Origin of the sequence: Amycolatopsis sp. NPDC101161, from assembly GCF_044768185.1 — a bacterium.
In the GTDB taxonomy this organism is placed as follows: domain Bacteria; phylum Actinomycetota; class Actinomycetes; order Mycobacteriales; family Pseudonocardiaceae; genus Amycolatopsis.
Genome location: NZ_JBIWPI010000005.1, coordinates 1012621 through 1031157, shown reverse-complemented (window position 1 = coordinate 1031157; position 18537 = coordinate 1012621). Strand labels below are relative to the sequence as shown.

Annotated in this window: 20 protein-coding genes; 12 read left to right on the top strand and 8 right to left on the bottom strand. The window is 71.3% G+C overall.

The window, feature by feature from the left end:
- Window positions 1-14: 14 nt before the first annotated feature.
- From ACIRSS_RS38365 to ACIRSS_RS38345, 5 genes are all read left to right on the top strand, one after another.
- Window positions 15-452 carry a VOC family protein gene (locus tag ACIRSS_RS38365; protein WP_400903933.1) on the top strand — a complete coding sequence of 146 codons (438 nt, stop codon included), beginning with the start codon at window positions 15-17 and terminating at the stop codon, window positions 450-452.
- 186 nt (window positions 453-638) lie between these two features.
- Window positions 639-1562: an ACP S-malonyltransferase gene (locus ACIRSS_RS38360; protein WP_400903931.1), complete on the top strand. Its 924-nt coding sequence runs from the start codon at window positions 639-641 to the stop codon at window positions 1560-1562.
- Complete coding sequence (locus ACIRSS_RS38355; protein WP_400903930.1) at window positions 1559-2542, top strand: beta-ketoacyl-ACP synthase III; 984 nt, start codon at window positions 1559-1561, stop codon at window positions 2540-2542. The genes ACIRSS_RS38360 and ACIRSS_RS38355 overlap by 4 nt, the downstream gene beginning before the upstream one ends.
- Window positions 2543-2616: 74 nt before the next feature.
- Window positions 2617-2862 (top strand): acyl carrier protein, encoded by a 246-nt coding sequence (locus ACIRSS_RS38350; RefSeq protein WP_004559006.1) that lies wholly within the window; start codon window positions 2617-2619, stop codon window positions 2860-2862.
- Between the two features lie 28 nt (window positions 2863-2890).
- Window positions 2891-4141, top strand: coding sequence for a beta-ketoacyl-[acyl-carrier-protein] synthase family protein (locus ACIRSS_RS38345; RefSeq protein WP_400903928.1), 1251 nt, complete (start codon window positions 2891-2893; stop codon window positions 4139-4141).
- A gap of 46 nt (window positions 4142-4187) precedes the next feature.
- Here ACIRSS_RS38345 and ACIRSS_RS38340 read toward each other — a convergent pair whose 3' ends face one another.
- Together ACIRSS_RS38340 and ACIRSS_RS38335 are read right to left on the bottom strand one after the other, a co-directional pair.
- Entirely contained in the window at window positions 4188-4781 is a 594-nt protein-coding gene (locus ACIRSS_RS38340; protein ID WP_400903926.1) for a hypothetical protein, read from the bottom strand.
- A gap of 127 nt (window positions 4782-4908) precedes the next feature.
- On the bottom strand, window positions 4909-5412 hold the full coding sequence (locus ACIRSS_RS38335; protein WP_364450131.1) for a DUF3145 domain-containing protein: 504 nt from the start codon (window positions 5410-5412) through the stop codon (window positions 4909-4911).
- A 239-nt stretch (window positions 5413-5651) separates the two neighbouring features.
- Here ACIRSS_RS38335 and ACIRSS_RS38330 point away from each other — a divergent pair, with 239 nt between their 5' ends.
- A complete protein-coding gene (locus tag ACIRSS_RS38330; RefSeq protein ID WP_400903924.1) occupies window positions 5652-7979 on the top strand; it encodes a hypothetical protein in 2328 nt (775 codons plus the stop codon).
- A 3-nt stretch (window positions 7980-7982) separates the two neighbouring features.
- Here ACIRSS_RS38330 and ACIRSS_RS38325 read toward each other — a convergent pair whose 3' ends face one another.
- Window positions 7983-9377 carry a dihydrolipoyl dehydrogenase family protein gene (locus tag ACIRSS_RS38325; protein WP_400903922.1) on the bottom strand — a complete coding sequence of 465 codons (1395 nt, stop codon included), beginning with the start codon at window positions 9375-9377 and terminating at the stop codon, window positions 7983-7985.
- Window positions 9378-9517: 140 nt separating this feature from the next.
- Here ACIRSS_RS38325 and ACIRSS_RS38320 point away from each other — a divergent pair, with 140 nt between their 5' ends.
- Window positions 9518-9919, top strand: coding sequence for a histone-like nucleoid-structuring protein Lsr2 (locus ACIRSS_RS38320; protein WP_400903920.1), 402 nt, complete (start codon window positions 9518-9520; stop codon window positions 9917-9919).
- Between the two features lie 19 nt (window positions 9920-9938).
- Here the strand turns inward: ACIRSS_RS38320 and ACIRSS_RS38315 are convergent, their stop codons facing one another.
- The 5 genes from ACIRSS_RS38315 to ACIRSS_RS38295 form a co-directional block, all read right to left on the bottom strand.
- Window positions 9939-10670 carry a lipoate--protein ligase family protein gene (locus tag ACIRSS_RS38315; protein ID WP_400903919.1) on the bottom strand — a complete coding sequence of 244 codons (732 nt, stop codon included), beginning with the start codon at window positions 10668-10670 and terminating at the stop codon, window positions 9939-9941.
- Complete coding sequence (locus tag ACIRSS_RS38310) at window positions 10667-12055, bottom strand: NAD(P)(+) transhydrogenase (Re/Si-specific) subunit beta (RefSeq protein WP_400903918.1); 1389 nt, start codon at window positions 12053-12055, stop codon at window positions 10667-10669. Before ACIRSS_RS38310 ends, ACIRSS_RS38315 begins: the two co-directional genes overlap by 4 nt.
- Window positions 12052-12354 carry an NAD(P) transhydrogenase subunit alpha gene (locus ACIRSS_RS38305; protein WP_072482404.1) on the bottom strand — a complete coding sequence of 101 codons (303 nt, stop codon included), beginning with the start codon at window positions 12352-12354 and terminating at the stop codon, window positions 12052-12054. Before ACIRSS_RS38305 ends, ACIRSS_RS38310 begins: the two co-directional genes overlap by 4 nt.
- 5 nt (window positions 12355-12359) lie before the next feature.
- Window positions 12360-13472, bottom strand: a complete 1113-nt coding sequence (locus ACIRSS_RS38300) for a Re/Si-specific NAD(P)(+) transhydrogenase subunit alpha (protein ID WP_400903916.1) — start codon at window positions 13470-13472, stop codon at window positions 12360-12362.
- Between the two features lie 123 nt (window positions 13473-13595).
- The gene (locus ACIRSS_RS38295) at window positions 13596-14258 is read right to left on the bottom strand and encodes a TetR family transcriptional regulator (protein ID WP_400903914.1); all 663 of its coding nucleotides are present in this window, start codon (window positions 14256-14258) and stop codon (window positions 13596-13598) included.
- A 91-nt stretch (window positions 14259-14349) separates the two neighbouring features.
- Here ACIRSS_RS38295 and ACIRSS_RS38290 point away from each other — a divergent pair, with 91 nt between their 5' ends.
- From ACIRSS_RS38290 to ACIRSS_RS38270, 5 genes are all read left to right on the top strand, one after another.
- A complete protein-coding gene (locus tag ACIRSS_RS38290) occupies window positions 14350-15417 on the top strand; it encodes a ferredoxin reductase (RefSeq protein WP_400903912.1) in 1068 nt (355 codons plus the stop codon).
- 11 nt (window positions 15418-15428) lie between these two features.
- Complete coding sequence (locus ACIRSS_RS38285) at window positions 15429-16535, top strand: fatty acid desaturase family protein (protein WP_400903910.1); 1107 nt, start codon at window positions 15429-15431, stop codon at window positions 16533-16535.
- Window positions 16536-16542: 7 nt separating this feature from the next.
- On the top strand, window positions 16543-16743 hold the full coding sequence (locus ACIRSS_RS38280; protein ID WP_086680004.1) for a hypothetical protein: 201 nt from the start codon (window positions 16543-16545) through the stop codon (window positions 16741-16743).
- Window positions 16744-16875: 132 nt separating this feature from the next.
- The gene (locus tag ACIRSS_RS38275; protein WP_400903908.1) at window positions 16876-17148 is read left to right on the top strand and encodes a hypothetical protein; all 273 of its coding nucleotides are present in this window, start codon (window positions 16876-16878) and stop codon (window positions 17146-17148) included.
- An 87-nt stretch (window positions 17149-17235) separates the two neighbouring features.
- Window positions 17236-18534, top strand: coding sequence for a sensor histidine kinase (locus ACIRSS_RS38270; protein ID WP_400903906.1), 1299 nt, complete (start codon window positions 17236-17238; stop codon window positions 18532-18534).
- The last annotated feature ends 3 nt before the right edge of the window (window positions 18535-18537 follow it).

Sequence of the window (18537 nt, the reverse complement as noted above, 5' to 3'; positions counted from 1 at the left end):
ACGGGAGTGAACCCATGGCGATCCAGCGGCTGGACAACGTCGGCATCGTGGTCGAGGACCTGGCGGCCGCCGTCGCCTTCTTCGTCGAACTCGGCCTGGAGCTCGAGGGCGAGGCCATGGTCGAAGGGCCGTCGGTGGACAGCCTCGTCGCCCTGGACGGCGTCCGGTGCGACCTCGCCGTGGTGCGCACCCCGGACGGCCACGGCCGGCTCGAGCTGATGAGGTTCCGCAGTCCGGCCTCCCCCGCCGCCGGGCCGGCCCAGCCGGTCAACGCCTTCGGGATCCGCCGCGTCATGTTCGCCGTCGACGACCTCGACGACGTCCTCGCCCGGCTGCGCCCGCACGGCGCGGAGCTCCTCGGCGAGCGCGTGCGGTACGGGGACAGCCACCGGCTCGCCTACGTCCGCGGCCCCGAGGGCCTCATCGTCGCGCTGGCCGAGCAGGCGGCCTGAGGAGTCCTTCCCGAGACGGGCGTCACGTGATGGACTTAACAGCGAAAGGTGATTGAACCCGACAAGGCATCCGGGTTACGCGCGAGCTTCTCCGGCGCGTCTTTGGAGGGTTCCGACAAAGACGTCGCACAGACACTGTGAGCGTCGGCATCACGCCGAGGCACCGCGAACGTGTTGTCTTGAAGGGTGACAGCAGCAGTCCTCGCTCCCGGTCAGGGGTCCCAGGCCCCCGGTATGTTCACGCCCTGGCTCGACCTCGACGGCGCGCGCGAGCGCGTCGCCCGGTGGTCCGAGCGCGCGGGCCTCGACCTGCTCCGCCTCGGCACCGAGGCGGACGCCGACGAGATCCAGGACACCGCCGTCGCGCAGCCGCTGATCGTCGCGCTGTCGCTGCTCACCTTCGAGCACCTCCAGGCCACCGCGCCGGTCCCCGCGGACGCGCCGGTCGCCGGGCACTCCGTCGGCGAGCTCGCCGCGGCCGCGATCGCCGGGGTGCTCGAGCCCGAAGACGCCGTCGCACTGGCCGCCGTCCGGGGCGCCGAGATGGCGAAGGCGTGCGCGCTGGAACCGACGTCGATGGCCGCGGTCATGCTCGGGGACCCCGAGCAGGTCGTCGCGTGGCTGGAAGAGCACGGCCTGACCGCCGCGAACCGCAACGGAGCGGGGCAGATCGTCGCCTCCGGTGCCGCCGACGCCATCGCGAAGATCGTCGCCGAGCCCCTGGAAGGCACGAAGATCCGCGCCCTCAAGGTCGCCGGCGCGTTCCACACGCAGTACATGGCACCGGCCGAGGAGGCGCTGCGCGCCCACGCCGCCGAGCTGACCCCGGCCGACCCGACGCGCCCGCTGCTGTCGAACGCCGACGGCGCGGTCGTCACCAGCGGCGCCGAGTACCTGGACCGCCTGGTCGCGCAGGTCACCCGGTCGGTCCGCTGGGACCTGACGATGGACGGCCTGGTCTCCCTCGGCGTCACCCGCACCGTCGAACTCGCGCCCGCGGGCACGCTGACCGGCCTGGTCAAGCGGCAGCTCAAGGGCGTCGTCACCACTACCACCGCGCTGAAGACGCCGGCCGAGCTGGCCGCGCTGCGCCAGGAGGACGCCTCGTGACCGATCGACCCACCCTGAGCCTCAACCCCGGCTCCCGCGGCAGCCGCGTGCTGGGCATCGGCAGCGCGCAGCCGGACAAGGTCGTCACCAACGACGACCTGTCGCAGATCATGGACACCAACGACCAGTGGATCCGCGACCGCGTCGGCATCATCGAGCGCCGGTTCGCGGAGAAGGACGAGTCGCTCACCGACTTCGCCGTCGCCGCCGGCACCGCCGCGCTGGCCGACGCCGGGGTCGACCCGTCCGAAGTGGACACGGTGATCCTGCCGAACTGCACCATGCCGACGCTGATCCCGAACGCCGCCGCCCAGGTCGCGGCGCGGATCGGCATCCCCAGCCCAGGCGCGTTCGACCTCAACGCCGCGTGCGCCGGGTTCTGCTACGGACTCGGCGTCGCCTCCGACCTCATCCGGGCCGGCTCGGCGAAGAAGGTCCTGGTCATCGGCGCGGAGAAGCTCACCGACTCGGTCGACCCGGTCGACCGCGCCAACGCGATCATCTTCGCCGACGGCGCGGGCGCCGCGGTCGTCGGCGCGGCCGACGAGCCGGGCATCGGCCCGGTCACCTGGGGCAGCGCGGGCGACCTGGTCGACCTGATCTACATGCGCGACGACAAGTACATCTACCAGGAGGGCCAGTCGGTCTTCCGGTGGGCGACCACGAAGATCGCGCCGATCGCGATGCAGGCGCTGGAGGCCGCCGGGCTCAAGCCGTCCGATGTGGACGTGCTGATCCCGCACCAGGCCAACCTGCGCATCGTCGAGGCGATCGCGAAGAAGCTGCGGGCCAACGGCGCCCGCGAGGACATGGTCGTCGCCGACGACATCAAGTACTCCGGCAACACCTCGTCGGCGTCCATCCCCCTCGCGCTGGACCACATGCGCAAGGCCGGGACGGCGAAGCCCGGCGACGTGGTGCTGGCGGTCGGGTTCGGCGCGGGCCTGTCCTACGCCGGGCAGGCGTTCGTCTGCCCCTGATCACCGTTACGCTCCCCGCGGGCATTCGCCCGAGGGCAACAGACCCACAGTAAGACCGAGAAGGGAACTACCCCATGGCTGACAACGCTGAGATCCTCGCCGGCCTCGCCGAGATCGTCGAAGAGGTGGCCGGTGTGGCTCAGGACGACGTCACCGCCGAGAAGTCGTTCGTGGACGACCTGGACATCGACTCGCTGTCGATGGTCGAGATCGCCGTGCAGGCCGAGGACAAGTTCGGCGTCAAGATCCCGGACGACGAGCTCGCCAACCTCAAGACCGTGGGCGACGCGGTGAACTACGTGTCGGCCAACTCGAAGTAAGTCCTCTTCCCTCCTTGAGGAGACTCCCATGAGCAACATCGACGTCGTGATCACCGGTCTCGGCGCCACCACACCGCTCGGCGGGGACGTCACGTCCACCTGGGACGGTCTGCTGGCCGGACGGAGCGGGATCCGGACGATCGAGGCCGACTGGGTCGAGGAGCTGCAGCTGCCGGTCAAGATCGGCGGCCAGCTGGCCGTCGATCCCAGCGAGGTCCTGCCGCGGGTGCAGGCCCGCCGGATGGACCGCTGCGAGCAGGTCGCGCTGATCGCCGCCCGCCAGGCGTGGGCCGACGCCGGGTACTCGGAGCCGACCGACGAGCACACCGACGTGGACCCCGACCGCCTCGGCGTGTCGATCGGCACGGGTGTCGGCGGTCCGGTCACCCTGCTCACCCAGAACGATCTGTTGCACCAGCAGGGTCTCCGCAAGGTGTCGCCGCTGACCGTGCCGATGCTGATGCCGAACGGCCCGGCCGCGCACGTGGGCATCGACCTGAAGGCGCGGGCCGGGGTGCACTCCCCGGCCTCGGCCTGCGCTTCGGGTGCCGAGGGCATCGCTAGCGGGGTGGAGATGATCCGCTCCGGCCGCGCCGACGTCGTGATCGCGGGGGGCGCGGAAGCGTGCATCCACCCGATCACGCTGGCCGGCTTCGCCCAGGCCCGCACCGTGTCCACCCGCAACGACGACCCGGCGAGCGCGTCGCGGCCGTTCGACGCGAGCCGGGACGGCTTCGTCCTCGGCGAGGGCTCCGGCGTGGTCATCCTGGAGCGCGCCGACCAGGCGAAGGCCCGCGGGGCGCGCATCTACGCGACGATCGCCGGGCACGGCATCACCTCGGACGCCTACCACATCACCGGCAACCACCCCGAGGGTCTCGGCCAGATCGCCGCGATGCGCGCGGCGATGAAGATGGCCGGCGTCACCCCCGCGGACGTCGGGCACGTGAACGCCCACGCGACGTCCACTGTGGTCGGCGACATCGGCGAGGCCGCGGCGATCCGCAACGCGGTCGGGGAACACCCGGTCGTGACGGCGCCGAAGGGCGCGCTCGGTCACCTCGTCGGCGGCGCCGGCGCGGTCGAGGGGATCATCACGATCCTGTCGCTGTACCACGGCATCGTGCCGGCCACCCTGAACCTGACCGACCTGGACCCGCGGGTGCAGCTGGACGTCGTTTCGGGTGAGGCGCGCAAGGTCGAGCTGACCGCCGCGATCAGCAACTCGTTCGGCTTCGGCGGGCACAACACCGCGCTGCTGTTCACCCCGGCGGCCTGATCGTCCACCGCTGAAAAAGGGGCCCGGCTTCGGCCGGGCCCCTTTTTCAGCACTTCTCGTGCTCGGGCGTCGGACCGGGGTCGACGGTGTCGATCTTCAGGCCGGGCTTCTCCTGGACCACCGGCAGGACGAGCCGCCATTTGATGCACGTCTCCGGGAAGAAGTCCGGGGCGTCGGCTTTTTCCTGCCTGCTGGTGAAGGCGACCAGGACCCGCAGCGACCCGCCGGCGCCGCGCTCGATCCGGTAGACGAGGGGGTCGGAGTCCCTTGTGGACTTGACGCCGGCCCTCCACTCGCCGGCCGACTGCTGGGCGGCCCGCTTGATGCTGACGGCCTGCAGCCACAGCGAGTACGACTTCTCGTTGATGGCGTCGAAGTACTTCTTGAGGAGCTCGCCCACGGCCTCGGCCTGCGGGTGGTGCTTCGCGTCGTCGGTCATCCGGACGACGCCCGCCTCGGCGGGCGCACCACTGCTGGCGGGCGACGACGTGGCCGAGGCGGCGGTGGATTCGTCGGCGGACCGGTCGGGCCGGCGGTAGACCTCGCGAGCGAGCAGGCCGGCCCCGACGGTCACGGAAAGCACCACGACCACGACGGGCACCAGCCAGCGCTGACGGGAGCTGGGGGCGGGGGCGGTCACCCTCCAGAGCGTACCGGCCCGGCCGGGACGCCCGGCCGTCCTGGTCCCTGTGAACGCACGCGGGCGGCCCGGCGCGCCCGGGATCACCCGGGGTCGCGCCGGACCGCCCGAGCGAAGCCTTCTGCCGTCAGCCGACCTGGTGGAGCCAGGTCACCGGGGCGCCGTCGCCGGCGTGGCGGTAGGGCTCGAGCGCCTCGTCCCAGCTCGCGGCGAGGAGCTCGTCGAGCTTGTGCGCGAGGGTCTCACCCCCGCGGGTCATGGCCACGAGGGCGCGCAGCTGGTCCTCACCCACCACGATGTCGCCGTTGGCGCTCGTTCTCCCGTGCCACAGGCCGAGGCCGGGCGCGAAGCAGAACCGCTCGCCGTCGACGCCCGCGCTGGGCTCTTCGGTGACCTCGAACCGAATCATCGGCCACGCCTTGAGCGCGGCCGCCAGTTTGGCGCCGGTGCCCGCGGGCGCGCGCCAGCCGCATTCGGCGCGAAGCTGACCCGGACTGGCCGGCTGCGCCGTCCACTTCAGGTCAACGCGGGCACCCAGGGTGCCCGAAATAGCCCACTCGACGTGCGGACACACCGCAGACGGCGACGAGTGGACGTACACCACACCTCGGGTGCTGCCACGGGTGCTCACTGCTACCTCCGCTTGTTGCTCGACGAGGGACGTCTTCCCCTACGCCCTGACTCGAGCTGCGGAACGGCTTCAGTGCGGCTCCCGAATGCCGCCTCCGATGCGTTGTAGCACATTCTGCACCCCAACCGTGCTGTTTGGCCACACGAACACCACAAGTCACCCGGGGCACCACTTTCGGAGGGCACCCGGCCGCGTCGTCCCCGTGTCGCGCCGGGGATTCGGCCGGGCGCGCTAGCGTGATGACCCGGAACGACGAGCAGGGAGGGGTTTCGGTGCGACTGGTGCGCCTGGAGCGGCAGCAGTCCCGGGTCGCCGACGACGTCCGGGCGGCACTGGCGTCCCTGGGCCGCGGCAGCACCGTGATCGGCGGGATCGCCCTGGTGGGCGTCGGCTCGGTGACCGAGCGCCCGATCGAGGCGGTGGTCCTGCTCCCCCACGGGGTGATCATCGTGATCGGCGTGGACCTCCCGGACCCGGCCCTGCGCCTGGAGGCCCCGCTGGGTGCGGAGTGGAAGGCGGACGGCTGGCCCCTGGTCGCCGACGACGACGCGATCAACCCTGCGACCGAGGCACTGGACGTATCGCAGGCCTGCGAGCGGCGGATCGCTTCCCTGGTCCCGGGAACGGGCCCGGTGGGGACGATAGTCGCGGTAGGACCGTACGTGGAGACGGTCGACCAGCCGGCCTCGGACCTGGCGGGCCCGGTGAGGGTGTTGCACCCGACCCCGACGACGATGCTGGCGGCAACGGTGTCATTGGCGACCGCGCACCGGCCCCGATCGGTGGACCAGGTGCGGGCGTTGATCCGCGGGCTGGCACCGGAGGCACCGGAGTTTTCGGACGAGGTGCTGTTGGGGGAGGGCTTCAGCAGGTTCACGGACGATTCGCCACCGGAGTCCCTTTGGGACAGTGGGCCGGCGGTGCCCACCCAGCCGACTGCGGCTGGTGCTGCGGCCGCCTCGACTGAAGCGAGCGCGGGCCCAGCGACAGGTTTGGCCGCAGCGGCCGACTCGACTGCGGCGAGTGCAAGCCCGGCCGGTGCCGGCGCGGCTGCCGCGGCCTCCTCGGCTGAAGCGAGCGCAAGCCGAGCCACTCCGAGCGCACCGGCAGCAGCTGCCGAGCCGGCTTCGTCGGCTTCGGGCTCGGCCGAACAAGGCTCCCCCGCCAACGGTTCGCCTGCCGCACACCCTGCCGAGGCGATCCCGTCCGCCGCGGGCTCGGCCGAGCCGAGTTCGCCCGGCGGAGATTCGCCTGCAGCGACCCCCTCCCGGCAGACATCGCCCACCGCGGGTTCGGCCCAGCCGAGTTCCGCTGCCGAGCCGACCTCACCTGCCGCGAATTCAGCCGAGCCGAGTTCGGCCACTGTGGGCACACCCGTTTGGCACACCAAAACTCCGCTCCCCGCCGAAGCGGGGCCGGCGCCATCACCCGCCGAAGACTCCGAGCCCGCCGCCGGGTCGGCGGAAGCCGATCTCGACTCGGCATCGCCGATTTCCAGCGCCGAGGCTTCGCACCTGTCCGCGGACTCCGAGCGCACCGAAGCGCTCCCGCCTACAGAGGACTCCGAGCGAACCGAGAAGCTCCCGTCTTCCGCAGGCTCCGAGCGCACCCAAGCGCTCCCGGCGCCAGAGGACTCCGAGCGAACCGAGAAGCTCCAGTCCCCCGCAGACTCCGAACGCACCGAAAAGCTCCCCTCGCCAGCACAGCACGCCCCCGTTCTCCCGCTGTTCCCGGGCGCCGTGCCGCCGCAACCAGTCCGGCCGGGCGATCTCGCCGCCGACACCGAGCGAACCGAGAACCTCACGACCGCCTCCGAGGCAACCGGCCCGCGGCCGACCACCCCAGAACGGCCCAACCAAACCAAACCGACCCCACCGGCCATTCCCCAAGCCGCCCAACCACAGCCCCCAGCGGACTCACCGCAGCCGTTCCCCACCCCGCGCCCCACCCCGCCCGAGACCGTCACCTCCAAGACCGTCCGCTGGATCCCCCTGGCCGCGATCGGGCTCCTCATCGCCCTGGTCGTCGCCGCTGTTGCCGTTGCCACCTCCGGTGATGACACCGCCTCTGCTCCGACCGGGCCTCCCACCCCCGCGACCCAGCCTCCGCCGCGGACCAGCACCCCCGTCGCGCAGAGCCTGCAGTTCTCGCTTCGCGCCGCCGATCACGATCAGCGGTGCGCTTCGCACGCCTTCGGCGACGCTCAAGCCAGCCTGCAGCAGACCAGCTGCTCCGGCGTCCGGCGCGCGTCCTACGCCGCCGACGTCGATGGGCGGGGGGCCGCCGTCACCATCGGGATCGTCGAATTCCCCGATGCCGCCCAGGCCGCCGCCTTCAAGGCCGTCGCCGACACCCCCGGCGGGGGCGGCGTCCTGGATCTCGCGACCGAGACCGGCAAGTGGGGCGCCACGCCCGCGCCGCGCTTCGAGAACGCCGCCTACGCCTCCAAGGTCGAAGGCACGTCCGTGCGGCTCGTCCAGGCCGTCTGGGCGCCGGGACCGTCCACTCCGGACGATCCCGGCCTCACCCGGGCCGTGCAGGCCGCCCTCGACCTGCCCGCCCAGTAACCCTCAGAGCCCGTACGCCTCCAGCAGCCGCAGCCACACCTCGCTGATCGTCGGGAACGACGGCACCGCGTGCCACAGCCGGTCCAGCGGCACCTCCCCGACGATCGCGATCGTCGCCGAGTGCAGCAGCTCCGAGACGTCCTGACCGACGAACGTCACACCCAGCAGGACGTTCCGCTCGGTGTCGACGACGATCCGCGCTTTGCCCGTGTAGCCGTCCGCGTGCAGCGACGAGCCCGCCACCGCGATGTCGATGTCGACGACCCGGTCGGCCGACCCCGGCCGCGCGTCCGCCAGCCCGACCGCCGCCACCTCCGGGTCGGTGAACACCACCTGCGGCACCGCGTGGTGGTCGGCCGTCGCGGTGAACCTGCTCCACGGCTCAGCCGACGTGAACGTCCCCGCCGCCAGCGCCGCCACCGTGTCGCCCGCCGCGCGGGCGCCGTACTTGCCCTGGTGGGTCAGCGGCGCGCGGCCGGTGACGTCGCCCGCCGCGTACAGCCAGCCACCGTCCACTGCGGACACGCGGCCGGTGTCGTCGACCTCCAGCGGGCGCCCCTCCTCGACCCCGAACGCGGCCAGGCCCAGCCCGGCCGTCGCGGGACGCCGGCCCGTCGCCAGCAGGAGCTCGTCGACGACGACCGTCTCGCCGTCCTTCAACGTCAGCTCGGTGCCGCCCTCGCCCGCCGCGACGCGCTCGATGCCCGACTCCGTGTGCACGTACACGCCCGCCTCGCGCAGCCCGTGCAGGACCAGGTCGCCGGCGAACGCGGCGTTCTTCGGCAGCGGCCGCTCGCCGGTGATCACCAGGTGGACCTCCGAGCCGAGCGTGGCGAACGCCTGCGCCATCTCGACGCCGACCACGCCGCCGCCGAGGACGCCGAGGCGCCGCGGCACCGACTCCGCCGACGTCGCCTCCCGCGAACCCCACGGCCGGATCGTGTCGAGCCCCGGGATCGACGGCTTGCTCGGCACGCTGCCGGTGCACACGATCACCGCGTGCCGCGCGGTCAGCACGCGGTCGCCGTCGAGGGTGACCTCCCGCTCACCGGTGAGCACGCCGTGCCCGCGGATCGGCTCGATGCCGGCGCCGCGCGCCCACTCGACCTGCCCCGCGTCGTCGCCCTTGCCGGTGAACCAGTCACGGCGCGCGAACACCGCCGCGGGGTCGAGCCGGTCGCCGACCGGCACGCCGGGGATCCGCTTCGCCGCGGCCAGGAGGTTTCCCGGCCGCAGCAACGCCTTGCTCGGGATGCAGGCCCAATAGGAGCACTCGCCGCCGAAGAACTCGTGCTCGACGAGCGCGACCTTCAGGCCTCCGCGTGCCGCCCGTTCGGCGGCCACCTCCCCCACCGGGCCCGCGCCGATCACCACTACGTCAAAAGTCTGTCCGGACATGGCATCAGCGCACACCACCGCGCGAGTTCGCGCAAGCCAGCGGCTATCCTCGTCTTCGAAGCTGCAAGGTATCGGCGGCCCGGGGTGCCGTCGGCTCCGGTGCGCGCGAAACACCACGTTCGGAGCACGGGAGGTTTGTCGTGGCCAGGAACACGGCTGTGCAGGTGCTGGATGATCTGACCGGCGAGCCCGCGGCGGAGACCGTCGGGTTCGGGCTGGACGGCATCGACTACGACATCGACCTCTCCTTCGCCAACGCCGACGCGCTGCGCGAGCTGCTGCAGCGCTACGCCGACGCCGGGCGCCGCACCGGTGGCCGCAAGCGCCGGCCGCGGATCGTCCCGGGCGCGAAGCGGCCGCGGGCGAAGGCGACGCCGAAGAAGGTGACCGCCAAGGCCGAGCCGAAGGCCGCCGCGAAGAGCACCAAGGCGAAGGCCGAGCCGGCGAAGACCACGCGCACCCGCAAGGCGGCGGAGCCGAAGAAGACCACGCGGGCGACGGCGCGGAAGGTGCCCGGCGTCACGTTCTCGGCCCCGGAGTGAGTCCACAGTAGACAGAAGGTCAAGCCGCGCGCTGGGCACCGTCCGCGTGCCACGACGGGTACCGGTACCGGGTGTGCAGCAGCGCCCGCTGCCGGCCCAGCTCGGCGGCGGACGGCGGCCGCGGCACCAGCGTCCCGAGGATCTGCGACGCCGCCGCCCGCACCGCCGCCTCGACGGCCGGGAACCCCGGCCGCAGTCCGTGCTCGGCCAGCGACGCCACCGGGCTGCGGTGGGAGTCCAGCGGCCGTGGATCCGGCGGCGCGCTCGTCAGGTAACGGCCGACCAGCGCCGCCGACGTCTCGACCAGCAACGTCGAGTGGGCCAGCAGCCCGCCCTTGGTGCGGAACACGGCGAAGCCGCACAGCTTCGCGTCCTCGACGAACAGGCCGCGGTCGCCGATCCGCGGGACCAGCCCGAGCTGGTCGACGGCGGCGCTCATCACCTTGCCGAGCGTCTCCAACGGCCGGTCGGTCGGGCCCGGCAGGACCAGCGTCACGTTCAGGTTGCCCGGGTCGTGGAACACGGTGCCGCCGCCGCTGGCCCGCCGCAGCACCGGGACGCCGTCGCGCTCGCACTCCGGAACGCGCACCTCACGCGCGATCCGCTGGCCGCGCCCCACCACGACGCAAACCGGGTTGCGCCAGAGCCACAGCACCGGTGACTCGGGCGCAACCCGGAGGAGCGCTTCGTCGAACGCGAGGTTCTCCGCGGGGTCGGTGAACGCGGCACGCACATCCGACCCGGTCGTCATAGCGCCTTGAGTTCCTCCACGATCTCGCCCACCGACGACTTGGCGTCCCCGAAGAGCATGCTGGTCTTCGGATCGTAGAACAGGTCGTTGTCGATGCCCGCGAAGCCGGACGCCATCCCGCGTTTCAAGACGATCACGGACCGGCTCTCGTTGACCTTGAGGATCGGCATCCCGTAGATCGGCGAGCTCGGGTCGGTCTGCGCCGCCGGGTTCGTGACGTCGTTCGCGCCGATCACCAGCGCGACGTCGGTCTGGGCGAACTCGGAGTTGATCTCGTCCATCTCCTTGAGCTGCTCGTACGGCACGTCGGCCTCGGCGAGCAGCACGTTCATGTGCCCGGGCATCCGGCCGGCGACCGGGTGGATCGCGTACGCGACCGTGATGCCCTTCTTCTCCAGCAGCTTCGCCATCTCGCGGACGGTGTGCTGCGCCTGCGCGACGGCCATGCCGTACCCGGGCACCACGACGACCTTGCTGGCGTACGCCATCTGGATCGCGGTGTCGGCCGCGCTCGTCGAGCGCACCGGACGGGCTTCCTTCGTCCCGCCACCGGCCGCGACCGCCGGGCCGCCGCCGAAGCCGCCCGCGACGATCGCCGGGATGGACCGGTTCATCGCCTTGGCCATCAGGTTGGTCAGGATCGAGCCGGACGCGCCGACGATCATGCCGGCCACGATCAGCGCCGTGTTGTCCAGCGCGAGACCCATCGCCGCGGCCGAGAGGCCGGTGAAGGCGTTGAGCAGCGAGATGACGACCGGCATGTCCGCGCCGCCGATCGGCAGCACGACGGTGAGGCCGAGGACGCCCGCCGCGACGAGCAGGCCGATGATCAGCAGCTCGTTGTCACCGCCGGCCACGATGGCGACCGCGCAGCCGATCGCGACCAGCAGGAGCAGCGCGTTCACCGGCTGCTGCAGCTTGCCCATGGTGACCGGGCGGCCGCTGATCAGCTCCTGGAGCTTGCCGAACGCGACGTTCGAGCCCCAGAAGGAGATCGACCCGATGATCGCGGCGAACAGCGACGCGATCGCGATGTACACCGGCTCGTGCGCGTAGCCGTCGGTCGAATTGAACTCGACCCACGCGATGAGCGCGACCGCGCCACCGCCGACGCCGTTGAACAGGGCCACCATCTGCGGCATCGCGGTCATCTTGACCTTGCGCGCCGACGGGACGCCGACGACGACGCCGATCCCGACGCCGAGGGCGATCAGCGCCCAGTTGCCCATCCCGGGGGTGAGCAGCGTGGCGATGACGGCGATGCCCATGCCGACCGCGGCGATCCAGTTGCCGCGGACGGCGGTGCGCGGGCCGGTCAGGCCCATCAGGCCGTAGATGAAGAGGGCGAACGCGATGATGTAGAGGATCGCGATGAAGTCGGTCACTTCTCGTCCTCCTCGGCCGGAGCGGGTTTCTTGCCCTTGAACATCGACAGCATCCGGTCGGTGACCAGGAACCCGCCGACGACGTTGATCGTGCCGAAGGCGATCGCGATCACCAGCAGGATCTTGTTGAAGACGCCGTCGACGCCGAGGCCGAGCACGACCAGGCCGCCCAGCAGCACGATGCCGTGGATGGCGTTGGTGCCCGACATCAGCGGGGTGTGCAGCGTGTTGGGCACCTTCGAGATGACGGCGAAGCCGACGAACCCGGCGAGCACCAGCACCGCGAGGTTCTGCACCAGAGGACTCACGAAGTGCTCCCTTCGCGCCCGGCCACGCAGGCACCGGCGACGATCTCGTCTTCGAAGTTCAGCTCCAGCGCGCCTTCCTTCGTCACGAGCAGCTCCAGCAGCTCGGTGACGTTGCGCGCGTACAGCTCGCTGGCGTGCGAAGGCATTTCGGCGGGCAGGTTCAGCGGGGAGGAGATGGTGACGTCGTGCTCCACGACGTCCTCGCCCGGCTTGGTCAGCTCGCAGTTGCCGCCGGTCTCGCCGGCGAGGTCGACCACGACCGAACCGGCGGGCATGCCCTTGACGGCGTCCGCGGTGACCAGCGTCGGCGCCTTGCGGCCCGGCACCAGCGCCGTCGTGATGACGACGTCGAACTTCGTGATGGCCTCGGTGAGCCGCCGCTGCTGCTCCTCGCGCTCCTCCGCCGTCAGCTCGCGGGCGTACCCGCCTTCGCCGACCGCTTCGATGCCGAGGTCGAGGAACTGCGCGCCGAGCGACTTGACCTGCTCGGCGACCTCGGGCCGGACGTCGTAACCGGTGGTCTGCGCGCCGAGCCGCTTCGCCGTGGCGAGCGCCTGCAAGCCCGCGACGCCGGCGCCGAGCACCAGCACCTTGGCCGGCGGGACGGTGCCCGCCGCGGTGGTGAGCATCGGGAAGAAGCGCGGGAGCTTCTGCGCCGCGAGCAGCACGGCGCGGTAGCCGCCGATGCTGGCCTGCGACGACAGCGCGTCCATCGCCTGCGCCCGGGAGATCCGCGGGACCGCCTCCATCGCGAACGCGCGCAGGCCCGCTTCTTCGAGCTTCGCGAGCCCGTCCGGGTTGCCGCGCGGGTCGAGGAAGCCGATGAGCACGGAACCCCGGCTCAGCTTGGCGACCTCGGCCGGGTTCGGCGGGTTGACCTTCACGACGATGGACGCGCCCCAGGCGTCACCGAGTTCGGCGCCCGCTTGGGTGTACGCGTCGTCACTCAGGTGCGCACCCGACCCGGCGCCCGGTTCGACCAGGACGCGCAGCCCGCGCTGCGCGAGTCTCCCGACCAGTTTGGGCACCATGGCCACCCGGCGCTCCCCGGGGCGTGACTCGGCCACCACACCCACGGTGAGCTGCTGATGCTGTTCGCTGTCCGCCACACGACCTCCTCATCGGCGAGGCACGATCCGAGGGTTGTACCACGCCGGACCGACAGTCCCCAGTGACCTGGGTCGCAAGTCCGGGGTGTGTGCCGGGAAATACGGGTGCCGTGCGGGAAACGTTCAGGCGGATTTCCAGTGCGGGATCCCGAGCAGGATCAACCGCAGCCGTTTTTCCGCCGTTCCGGTGATTTTCCCGTCCTCACCTGGGCGGGCCTCCAGCAGTTCGATGGTCGTCGTGATCATCACGGAAACGATCAAGTCGGCCAGCATGTGCAGATCTTCGGTGGTCCACGCCCGCAGCGGCGCGAACCGCGCGAGGTCGATCGCGAGATCGCCGGAGAACATCCGCAGTTCCACGGCGATCGAGCGGGCGAGCGGGCCGCCGCCGTAGCGCTCGCGCGTCAGGAACCGGAAATGGTCCTCGTGCGCCCGGACGAATTGGTGCACCGTCGCCACCGACGCGCTGATCATCCCCTGGTAGGTGTCCGGGTCGGTGCGCGCCGAGCGCATCATGCCGCGCAGCGTGCGCGTCGCTTCTTCGACGAGCGCGACGCCGAGTTCTTCCATCGAGGCGAAGTGCCGGTAGAAGGCCGTCGGGACGATGCCGGCGCCCTTCGCGACTTCGCGCAGGGAGAGCGTGGCGAACGGGCGGTCGGCCAGCAGGTCGAGGGCGGTGTCCAGCAGCGCCTGGCGCGTGCGCTGTTTGCGCTCCTGACGGCTCACCGGCGTCAGCGGGTCTTCGGACACGGGGTCCAGCGTACGGATGTCCACCGCGTTGCTCACGTCACATCCTCCGCGCTCTTCGTTGACAGGCAGTCCACTCCTGCAGTGCACTGTTCAGTGTACAGTCGTTCACTGTAATCGAGGAGGACAGATGACGGCGCTCATCCCCCGGCGGGTGCGCAGCCTCGCCTCGCTGGCCGAGGCGCTGCTGACGCCGCACGGGATGGACCGCTACCTGGAGCTCGTCGACCCGATGCTGGTCCGCCGCGAGATCCGCGGGCTGGTCACGGCGGTGCGCAAGCAGACGCCGGACACCGTCACCCTCACCGTCAAGCCCAGCCGCGCGTGGCCCGGCTTCACCGCCGGGCAGTACGTCCGCCTGCAGGTGGAGATCGACGGCGTCCGGCGCACGCGCTGCTATTCGCCCTGCGGTTCGCAGTACGACGGCGAACTGGAGTTCACGGTCAAGGAGCAGGGCCTGGTCTCCGGCCACCTGAACCGCGCGATCGGCGTCGGCTCGGTGGTCAACCTGTCCACTCCGGACGGTGGGTTCACGCTGCCGGTCACCCGGCCGGACCGCGTGCTGTTGATCGCGGGCGGCAGCGGCATCACGCCGGTGCTCGCCATGGCCCGCACGCTCGTGGCCGAGGGGCACGCCGGCGAGATCGTGTTCGTGCAGTACTCGAACGGGCCGGCCGACGCGCTGTACCGCACCGAACTGGCCGAGCTCGCCGCCCGGCACCCCCGACTGAAGGTCGTCCACGCCTACACGCACTCGAAGGGCGGCGACCTGAACGGCTTCTTCACGCCGGAACACCTCGCGCGCGTGGCGCCGTGGTTCCGCGACGCGGAGGCGTTCGTCTGCGGCCCGAAGCCGCTGATGGACGCGGTCCGCGAGGAGCTGGGTGAACGGGTGCACACCGAAGAGTTCACGCCGCCGGCGTTGACCTTCGACACGGCCGCCGCGGAGGGCCAGGTGCGCTTCAAGCGCAGCGGGCGGGAGTGCGCCAACTCCGGGAAGCCGTTGCTGGAGCAGGCCGAGGAGGCGGGCCTGTCGCCGGAGCACGGCTGCCGGATGGGCATCTGCTTCTCCTGCACGCAGCTCAAGACCGCCGGGCGCGTCCGCAACGCCCGCACCGGCGAGGTGTCCGGCGACGAAGACGAAGAAATCCAGCTCTGCATCTCCGTCCCCGTCGGGGACGTCGAGATCGACGCCTAGAGGAGATTGTCATGACCGGTCTGCAGGACCGCCTGACCCCGGAACAGGTCGAGGAGTTCGGCCGCGAGCTCGACGCGCTGCGGCAGCGGATCGTCGACGACCTGGGCCAGGAGGACGTCGACTACATCCACAACGTCATCAAGACCCAGCGCGGCTTGGAGGTCGCGGGCCGAGCACTGCTGTTCGCCGGCTTCTTCCCGCCCGCGTGGCTCGCCGGCGTCGGCGCGCTGTCGGTGGCGAAGATCCTGGACAACATGGAGATCGGCCACAACGTCATGCACGGCCAGTACGACTGGACGCGCGACCCGGCGCTGAGCTCGCAGCGCTTCGAGTGGGACACGGTGGCGCCGGCCGAGAACTGGCGGCACTCGCACAACTACATCCACCACACATACACCAACATCGTCGACAAGGACCGCGACGTCGGCTACGGCATCCTGCGGATGGACACCGCCCAGAAGTGGCACCCGTACTACCTGGGCAACCCGGTGTACGCGACGCTGCTGGCGCTGTTCTTCCAGTGGGGCGTGATGCTGCACGACCTCGAGGTCGAGAACGTCGTCAAGGGTTCGCGGACCTGGGCCGAGAACGTCCCGGTGCTGCGGCGCATCGTGCGGAAGGCGTCGCGGCAGATCGGCAAGGACTACGTCCTGTTCCCGCTGCTGACCGGCCCGCTGGCGCCGCTGACGTTCCTCGGCAACGCGACGGCGAACCTGACCCGCAACCTGTGGGCGTTCGCGATCATCTTCTGCGGCCACTTCCCGGCGGACGTCGAAAGCTTCACGGAAGAGGAGACATCGGAAGAGTCGCGCGGGCAGTGGTACCTGCGTCAAATCCTGGGTTCGGCGAACATCACCGGCGGCCCGCTGTTCCACATCATGAGCGGCAACCTGTCCCACCAGATCGAGCACCACCTGTTCCCGGACATCCCGGCGCGCCGCTACCCGCAGATCGCCGGCGAGGTGCGCGCGATCTGCGAGAAGTACGGGCTGCCGTACAACACGGGCCCGCTGCACCGGCAGCTGTGGTCGGTGGCGAAGAAGATCGTGAAACTGGCCCTGCCCTCGCCGCAGTCCCCGGCTACCGTGGAACCCGACCGGCAGCTCCGAGCAGCGTGAGGGTGACATGGTGGGCCAGTTCGAACGCGAGAAGGACACCCTGCAGGTGATCACCGAATCAGCGGCGACGCACGTCGGCAACATAGCGTCGATCATCACGGGCGCGATCCGCGACATAGCCCGCGAGACGGGCGACTGGCTGACGGACGTGATCGAGATGCGCGAAGCGGCGCAGAAGGCTCGGGAGGACGACCCGGACACCCCGTGAGTTTTGGGTCGTGACGGCCACCTCGAGAAAGTTCCGGGGTGGCCGTCACGCGTTACGACGTACTGGCAGCAGTCCGAGAAAGTCGGCGAGCGGCTCGGCCATACCTTCCGCGGCCTGGGTCTGATCGCAGCGATGATCGCGAAGCGACCCGGCAAGGCCGCCGCCTGCCTGCCTCTAGTCCTCACCGATCCGGCTCAGCCGTGCGCACCCCGCTTGCACTCCGAGTACGACGAAGCCGCGTTCTGCAACGCGCTTCACGAGATCACACTCGAAGGCGGATTCGTCTTCCTCACCATGACCAACGCCGTCGCCGTCTCCGACGTCATCCCTCCGGCGTGGCGGCATTCCGGCCAACCTCCGCAACCGCCGCGACGACGAGACAGAACCAACCTGATCGCCCCGTAGCCCATGCGCTCAGCTGACCCCAGCCGTCAGGTCACCTGAGGTTGACACACCGGGCACTTCCCGGGGTCGCGACCGGGGGAAAACCGGATGGGCACCGCCACCCACCCGAGCCAGACTGAACCCGTGACCAGCCCCGATCTCCCCCACCCCCTGCGCCGCGTCTTCGGGCCCCTCGCGGCGCGGGACTTCCGGGCCGAGTACCTCTGGCTCTGCCTCTCCGCGCCGCTCACCCTCTTCGCCCTGACGAGCTTCCTCGTCGTCCTCGCGCTCGGCGTCTGGATGACGCCCGTCCTCCTCGGGTTCCTGGTCCTCGCCGGGGCCGTCCTCTACGCCCGGGGCCTCGGCGCCGCGCACCGGCGGCTCGCCAAAGCCCTGCTCGGCGTCAGCGTTCCCGCTCCTCGGCGGCCCGAGCTCAAGCCCGGTCTCTGGGCCTGGGTCAAAGCCCGCGTCGGCGACCCCGCCGGCTGGCGCGCCGCCGGCTATCTCCTCCTGCGGCTCCCCCTGACCCTCGCCGGGCTCTTCGCCGTCACCGCCGGGTCGCTCTACGCCCTGGCCGCGACCCCCTTCGCCGTCTTCTGGTTCCCGCTCGGCGAGCAGCGCCTGCCCGTCTTCGGCATCCGGGCCGAAAACTGGTTCGGCGCGCTCGCCTGGTCCGCGTCCGGTCTGCTGGTGCTCGTCGCACTCCCGTGGGTCACGCACGCCTTCGCCGCGCTCGACCGGCTGCTGGTCGTCGGCCTGCTCGGCACGCGCGTGCTCTCCGAACGCGTCCGCGACCTGGAAGCCAGCCGCGCCACCGCCGTCGAAGACTCCGCCCTGCGGCTACGACGGATCGAGCGCGACCTGCACGACGGTGCCCAGGCCCAGCTCGTCGCACTCGCGATGAAGCTCGGCCTGGCCAAGGACGAGCTCGAGCACGCCGACCTGCCCCAGGTGGAACAGCTGGTCACCGCGGCCCACGCCAACGCCAAGCAGGCGCTCACCGAGCTGCGCGACCTCGCCCGCGGCATCCACCCCGCCGCCCTCGACGCCGGGCTCGACGTCGCCCTCGCCACCCTCGTCGCGACGTCCGGCATGGACGCGCGGGTCACCGTCGACCTGCCGCGCCGGCCGCCGCCGTCGCTCGAAACCATCGTCTACTTCAGCGCCGCCGAACTCCTCACGAACGCCGCGAAGCACGGCGGGAAGACCCACGTCGAAGTCGCCGAAGAACGGGACGTCCTCTGGCTGCGGGTGCGCGACCACGGCCCCGGGGGCGCCCGGCTCGTGCCGGGCGGCGGGCTGGCCGGCGTCGCCGAGCGGCTGCGGACCGTCGACGGCGAACTGGCCGTCACGAGCCCGGCCGGCGGTCCGACCGAAGTGACCGCGCGGGTGCCGCTGCCCCGCTAGGGT